Source organism: Streptomyces sp. Ru72 (genome assembly GCF_002920635.1).
GTDB lineage: Bacteria > Actinomycetota > Actinomycetes > Streptomycetales > Streptomycetaceae > Streptomyces.
Genome location: NZ_PQSR01000059.1, coordinates 42,380 through 49,354 on the forward strand (window position 1 = coordinate 42,380; position 6,975 = coordinate 49,354).

General features: G+C 71.0%; 6 protein-coding genes. 2 read left to right on the forward strand and 4 right to left on the reverse strand.

Translation table 11 applies throughout. The features are described from left to right. Nucleotides 1-150: 150 nt before the first annotated feature. Entirely contained in the window at nucleotides 151-1,359 is a 1,209-nt protein-coding gene (locus tag C3488_RS24795; protein ID WP_181139180.1) for an Ig-like domain-containing protein, read from the forward strand. Nucleotides 1,360-1,550: 191 nt separating this feature from the next. After that, a complete protein-coding gene (locus C3488_RS24800; protein ID WP_103842935.1) occupies nucleotides 1,551-2,342 on the forward strand; it encodes a DUF6227 family protein in 792 nt (263 codons plus the stop codon). On the opposite strand, the gene C3488_RS24805 is transcribed toward C3488_RS24800, so the two are convergent. From C3488_RS24805 to C3488_RS24820, 4 genes are all read right to left on the reverse strand, one after another. Further along, nucleotides 2,339-2,605, reverse strand: coding sequence for a hypothetical protein (locus C3488_RS24805; RefSeq protein WP_103842937.1), 267 nt, complete (start codon nucleotides 2,603-2,605; stop codon nucleotides 2,339-2,341). The genes C3488_RS24800 and C3488_RS24805 overlap by 4 nt on opposite strands. 206 nt (nucleotides 2,606-2,811) lie before the next feature. Then, nucleotides 2,812-4,857: a fructose-specific PTS transporter subunit EIIC gene (locus C3488_RS24810; protein ID WP_103842939.1), complete on the reverse strand. Its 2,046-nt coding sequence runs from the start codon at nucleotides 4,855-4,857 to the stop codon at nucleotides 2,812-2,814. A 166-nt stretch (nucleotides 4,858-5,023) separates the two neighbouring features. Next, on the reverse strand, nucleotides 5,024-5,977 hold the full coding sequence (gene pfkB, locus C3488_RS24815; protein ID WP_103842941.1) for a 1-phosphofructokinase: 954 nt from the start codon (nucleotides 5,975-5,977) through the stop codon (nucleotides 5,024-5,026). Then, complete coding sequence (locus C3488_RS24820; RefSeq protein WP_103842942.1) at nucleotides 5,974-6,735, reverse strand: DeoR/GlpR family DNA-binding transcription regulator; 762 nt, start codon at nucleotides 6,733-6,735, stop codon at nucleotides 5,974-5,976. Before C3488_RS24820 ends, pfkB begins: the two co-directional genes overlap by 4 nt. Nucleotides 6,736-6,975: the final 240 nt, after the last annotated feature.

Here is a 6,975-nt window from a genome sequence, read left to right on the forward strand (position 1 = left end):
GCGATTGTCCCGGTTCTGTCACGTAAGGGCGTGCGGCGTGGCGGAGGGGAACCCTTCAGCGCGGCGTTCGCTCTCTCTCCACGTACTCGAGCGGATCACGCAACCGAACGCACACCCGACGACCTGGAGAAGCCTGTGACAACGCCGGACATGCGAGCGCGGCGCGCATTGGGGGCCTGTGCCGCCCTGATGGTCGGCGCCCTGACCCTCACCGCCTGCGGCGGCAGCGCCACCGCCGACAACGACAAGGGCGGCAAGGACTCCAAGGAGTCCGCCAAGGTGTCCGCCGCCAGGATCACCATCTCCGCCAAGGACGGTTCGACCGGCGCGTCGATCAACACCACCGGAGTGAAGGTCAGCGACGGGAAGCTGACCCAGGTGAAGATGACGGCGGCGGGAACCGGCACGGCGGTTCCGGGGGAGATCTCCGCGGACGGGACGACCTGGAAGCCGAAGGAGCAGCTGGACCGCGGGACGAAGTACCAGATCTCGGCCACCGCCAAGGACGCCGACAACCGGGCCGCCGCCGCCAACTCCATCTTCACCACGGTGACTCAGGCGGGCAGCTTCATCGGCACGTACACCCCCGACGACGGGGCGACGGTCGGCGTCGGTATGCCGGTGTCCTTCACGTTCGACAAGGCGATCACCGACAGGAAGGCCGTGCAGTCGCACATCACGGTGACGTCCAGCAGCGGCCAGCAGGTGGTGGGGCACTGGTTCGGCGCGCAGCGCCTGGACTTCCGGCCCGAGGAGTACTGGAAGGCCGGCTCCAAGGTCACGATGAAGATCGACCTGGACGGTGTGGAGGGCGCGAACGGCCTCCGCGGTGTGCAGAAGAAGACCGTCACGTTCACCATCGGACGCTCCCAGGTCTCCACGGTGGACGCGAAGACCCAGACTATGACGGTGGCACGGGACGGCAGGACCATCAAGACGATTCCGGTGTCGACCGGCAGCCCGCAGCACACGACGTACAACGGGCGGATGGTGATCTCGGAGAAGTTCCCTCAGACGCGCATGAACAGCCAGACGGTCGGCCTCGGCGGCGAGTACGACATCCCTGACGTGCCGCACGCGATGCGGCTGACCACCTCCGGCACCTTCATCCACGGCAATTACTGGTACAACCAGGGCAATCCGCCCTTCGGTCACGAGGGCACCAGCCACGGCTGCGTCGGCATGGCAGACGTGCAGGGCGCCCAAGGGAACACGATCGCCAAGTGGTTCTACGACAACTCGCTCATCGGTGACGTCGTGGTCGTCGAGAACTCCCCCGACACGACGGTCGCACCGGACAACGGCCTCAACGGCTGGAACATGCCGTGGAGCGAGTGGACTGCCGGAAGCACGGCGTGACCGGCCGCCCGATCAGTCCCGTGAGCTGCCGCTCCTCCAGGGGCATGTGACAGCGGATCAGGCCGCAGGGAACCCGCCGTGCGACCCATCCGTTTTCCCGCTGTGGGTTTCCCTGTTCTCGGGCACGATGTCCGAGTGAGGGGCTACGGTATGCACCCACAAGGTGACATGCAGCAACGCCGGGAGAAACCTTGAGCGTTCCGTACGAGACGGCAGCGTACGAGCCGGCCGGGTCGCCGGAGTCCCCTGAGGAGCACCTCGCGCGACTCCTCGGCCGCGCGCTGAACTCCTTCGAGCTGCCCGACGAGACGATCGGGCACCTGGACTGCGCTCTGGCGCACGACAGTTCACTTCACTCCGCGCACCACAGCGCGGGGCTGCACCGGGAGACCTACCGGCACACCTGGCTGCTCGCGGACGGCACGGCGGTCACCCTGTGGGAGCTCGTCCACAACACGGCGCCGGGCGGTCATCTCGAGCACGAGGTGTACGTGGACGCGGAGGAGCTGCGCACCGCCACCGCCCGGCTCCCGCTGCCGTCGGACACGCCGGACTTCGAACTGCCGGTACCGGCGCAGCTGTCCCCGGTCCCCGAGCCCCGTCACGCGTATGTGCTCGACGACTCGGCGGATCATGTGCGCCGGCTGCTGCGCCGGGCGGAGAACCCGGACCGGCCGGGCGCGGACCTGTCGACGTTACTGCTGGACTCGGCCTTCGCGCACGAGATCACGCAGGCCTTCGGGCGGCCGTGCCGGGCCGGTCAGGCGGGCGCGGCGCTGTGCTTCTCGCTGTACGAGCACGCGTTCCTGCTGCGGGACGGCCGGGAGCTGTCCCTGTGGGAGGTCGAGCACACGGCGACACCGGACGGCCGGCACATGTGCGAGGTGTACGCGACCGAGGAGGCCGCCCGGGAGGCGATGGAGCGCCGCGCGGCGATGCTGCGCCAGCCGGCGGACACCGTTCAGTACCTGTTGGGGGACTAGCTTCCGGAGTGCCCCTGGGAGCGGCCGTCACGGAAGCGCCGTACCAGGTTGGCGAAAGCGTCCCGTTCGGCAGGGGTGAGGTGGACCGAGTCCCAGTGAGGGGCCGTCCATCGCTGCCGGGGCACGCCGCGGAGGGTTCCGCGCCGGATCACGCCCTTGCGGTACTGGCGGTGCATTTGGAACAGGCCGATCACCCAGAGGCCGGTCGCTACGGCGGCGACGACCACGGAGACCACCAAAGGGATCGACTCGTGCGCGGACATGCCTCCAGTAGACACCACCAACCGGGCTTCCAGCACCGGACCGTGACCAATCTCGCAGGTACGACCACTGTGATGAGTGCGACGAGTACGGCGAGTCGAGGCGAAGCGGGCAAAGGACGAGACAGGCACGGCAAGAACGCGGTTGGGCCGCGCCCCTGTTGAGGGGCGCGGCCCAACCGCGTTGTCACTACCTCCGGACCTCCGGATCAGGCGGCGACGGGCTGCTTTGAGTCACGGGCCGACACCGACGCTCCCGCGGCCTCCTTCGCGGAGCCCTCGGGGCTCTGCTTGCGCATGCCCTTCAGGATCACCACCAGAGCCGTGGTCACGCACACGCCGGCGACGAGGGCGAGCAGGTAGAGGAACGGGTTGCCGATCAGCGGGACCACGAAGATGCCGCCGTGCGGGGCGCGCAGCGTGGCACCGAAGCCCATCGACAGAGCGCCGGTGATGGCGCCGCCGACCATGGACGAGGGGATGACGCGCAGCGGGTCGGCCGCCGCGAACGGGATCGCGCCCTCAGAGATGAAAGAGGCGCCGAGCACCCAGGCGGCCTTGCCGTTCTCGCGCTCGGTCTGCGTGAAGAGCTTGCCGCGCACGGTGGTGGCCAGCGCCATCGCCAGCGGCGGGACCATACCGGCGGCCATCACCGCGGCCATGATCTTCATCGCGGAGTCGCTCGGGTTGGAGACCGCGATACCGGCGGTGGCGAAGGTGTACGCGACCTTGTTGACCGGGCCGCCGAGGTCGAAGCACATCATCACGCCGAGCAGCGCGCCGAGCAGGATGGCGTTGGTGCCGGACAGGCCGTTCAGCCAGTCGGTGAGACCCTTCTGCGCGGAGGCGATGGGCTTGCCGATCACGACGAACATCAGGAACCCGACGATCGCGGAGGAGATCAGCGGGATCACCACCACCGGCATGATGCCGCGCAGCGCCGGCGGGATCTTGGCCTTCTGGATCCCCATCACCACGCCACCGGCGATCAGACCGGCCACCAGGCCGCCCAGGAAGCCCGCGTTGATGGTGAGGGCGATCGAACCGCCGACGAAGCCGGGCACCAGGCCGGGGCGGTCCGCCATGCCGTAGGCGATGTAGCCGGCCAGGACCGGGACGAGGAAACCGAAGGACACGGCGCCGATCTGGAAGAGCAGCGCGGCCCAGCTGTCGCCCTGGGTCCACACGAAGTGGTCCATGACCGACGGCGCCTTGTTGATCTTGTAGCCGCCGATCGCGAAGCCGAGGGCGATGAGCAGACCACCCGCCGCGACGAACGGGACCATGTAGCTCACGCCGGACATCAGCCACTTGCGCAGCTTGGTGCCGTACCCCTCGCCGGACTCGCCGGCGCGCTCCACGGGCGTACCGCCGGAAGCCGGAGCGGTCACCTCGCCGCGCTCGGCCTTCGCGCGCACCTCGGCGATCAGCTCGGCGGGCCGGTTGATGCCCGCCTTGACGCCGACGTCGACGGTCGGCTTGCCGGCGAAGCGGTCCTTCTCCCGCACGGGGACGTCATGGGCGAAGATCACCGCGTCCGCCGCCGTGATGACGGCCGGGTCGAGCCGGGTGAAGCCGGCCGAGCCCTGCGTCTCCACGACGAGTTCGACACCCGCCTCGCGGCCCGCGTTCTCCAGCGACTCGGCGGCCATGTAGGTGTGGGCGATGCCGGTCGGGCAGGAGGTGACGGCGACGATACGGAACGGGCGCCCGTCCTCCTCCTCACCGGCCGCCTCCGAGGAGGAGGCGGCGGTGGCGGCCCCCTCGGCCGCCACCGGAGCCTCGGCCGCCGGGGCCTCGGCCGCCGCCGGAGCCTCGTCGCCGCGGATGAGCGCGGCCGCGGCCGCCGCGTCCTTCACGGACCGCAGCGCGGTGGTGAACTCGGTGTTCATCAGCTGGCGGGCCAGTGAGGACAGGATCGTCAGGTGCGCGTCGTCCGCGCCCGCCGGGGCGGCGATCAGGAAGATCAGGTCGGCCGGGCCGTCCGCGGCGCCGAAGTCGATGCCCCGGGCGCTGCGCCCGAAGGCGAGGGTCGGCTCGGTGACGTGCTCGCTGCGGCAGTGCGGTATGCCGATGCCGCCGTCGAGGCCGGTCGGCATCTGTGCCTCGCGAGCGGCCACGTCGGCGAGGAAGCCCTCGAGGTCGGTCACCCGGCCCTGGGCCACCATCCGCTCGGCGAGGGCACGGGCCGCCGCTTCCTTGGTGTCGGCGGACAGGTCGAGGTCGACCAGGTCCGCGGTGATCATCTCGCTCATCGCGGGCTCCTTCGCACGCGTATCGCCCGGGGGTTGTCGTGGGCGGTGGTGGGGACGGGGGTGAGGTGAGGTGCTACGGGGAGGAAAAGGGCGGCGGGGCCGGGGGAACCCCGCCTCCGGGTGGCCGCGGCGGGTACGGCCGCCTTCCACCGCGTCGGGTGCGCGCTCATGAGACGGGCTCCGTCAACACGCGGTCCACAGGTACCTCCGACGTGACGGTGACGGCGGAGAGGTCGAGGTCGGCGGGGGTCGGCATCACGCTGCCGGGCAACTGGACCGCCGCGGCGCCATGGGCGACGGCCGAGGCCAGGGCCTCCGGGCCGCTGCCGCCCGCGATCAGGAAACCGGCGAGTGAGGAGTCTCCGGCCCCGACGTTGGAGCGTACGGCATCGACGCGGGCGCTGCCGAACCATGTGCCGGCGGCGTTGACCAGCAGTTGTCCGTCCGCGCCGAGGCTCGCGAGCACGGCGCCCGCGCCCATCGTGCGCAGTTCCTCGGCCGCCTTGGCGGCGTCGCCCACCGTGACGAGGGGGCGCCCGACGGCCTCCGCGAGCTCCTCGGCGTTCGGCTTCACGACGTCGGGGCGCTCGCGCAGCGCCTCGAGGAGCGCCGGACCGGAGGTGTCGAGCGCGATCCGGGCGCCGGCGGCGTGGGCACGGGCCACCAGATCGGCGTACCAGGACGGGGCGAGGCCGCGCGGAAGGCTGCCGCAGCAGGTGATCCACGTGATGTCGGCTGCCTGGTACTGCGCGCGCACCGTCTCCAGGAGGAGTTCCGCCTCGGCGGGGGAGAGCTCCGGGCCGGGAGCGTTGATCTTGGTGAGGGTGCCGTCCGGTTCGGCGACCGCGATGTTGGAGCGCGTGGCTCCGGTGATCGGAACCGGTGCGACGTCGATGCCCTGGGCGTGCAGCAGGTCGGCGACGAGCGCGCCCGGGGCACCACCGAGCGGCAGGACGGCGACCGTGCGCTGCCCGGCCGCGGCGACCGCGCGCGAGACGTTCACCCCCTTGCCGCCCGGGTCCACCTGTTCGCCGGTGGCCCGGATCACCTCGCCGCGGTCCAGGGACCGGACCTCGTACGTGCGGTCGAGGGAAGGGTTCGGGGTGACGGTGAGAATCATGCGCGCACTACTTCCGTGCCGCCGCGCTCGATCGCGGTGGCGTCCTCAGGGCTCAGCCCGCTGTCGGTGATCAGCAGGTCCACATCACCGAGGTCGCCGAAACGGGCGAAGTGCTCCTGGCCGTGCTTGGAGGAGTCGGCGAGCAGCACCACCCGGCGCGCGGCGCGGATCGCGGCGCGCTTGACGGCGGCCTCGGCGAGGTCGGGCGTGGTCAGTCCGTGGCCGGCGGAGAAGCCGTTGGCGGCGATGAACACGACGTCGGCGCGGATCTCTCCGTAGGCCCGCAGCGCCCAGGCGTCCACGGCGGCGCGCGTACGGTGCCGGACGCGCCCGCCGACCAGATGGAGCTGGATGCCGGGGTGGTCCGCGAGGCGTGCCGCGGTGGGCAGGCTGTGCGTGACGACGGTGAGCTGCGCGTCCAGCGGGATCGCCCCCGCCAGCCGGGCGACCGTCGAACCGGCGTCGAGGATCGTCGTACCCCCGCTCGGCAGCTCCGCGAGGGCCGCCTTGGCGATCCGGTCCTTCTCGTCGGCCGCGGTGGACTCCCGTTCGGCCAGGTCCGGCTCGAAGTCGAGGCGTCCGGCGGGGATGGCGCCCCCGTGCACCCGGCGCAGGAGGCCCGCGCGGTCGAGGGCCTTGAGGTCCCGGCGGATCGTCTCGGCGGTGACCTGGAACTCCTCGGCCAGCGAGACGACATCGACCCGGCCGCCGTCACGGGCGAGCCGGAGGATCTCCTGCTGGCGCTCCGGCGCGTACATGCCCGTTCACCTCCGACTCATGCCCGAACGTGTGGTTTCAGTCCGGAGGCTACGTCCGAATTTCCGGAAAGTAAACAGGTTGAGGCTACAGAACGGACACGAACGGGCGCGGCGTGCTGCGCCGGCTTGGCCGGTCGGCTACCGGGCTGTCCCGACGGGTTGTACGCCGTCCGCGGGTTGTGTGTGGTTGCCCGCGTCGTTCCCCGCGCCCGTTCCGGGACGCTCCGCGGCGCCGTCCTC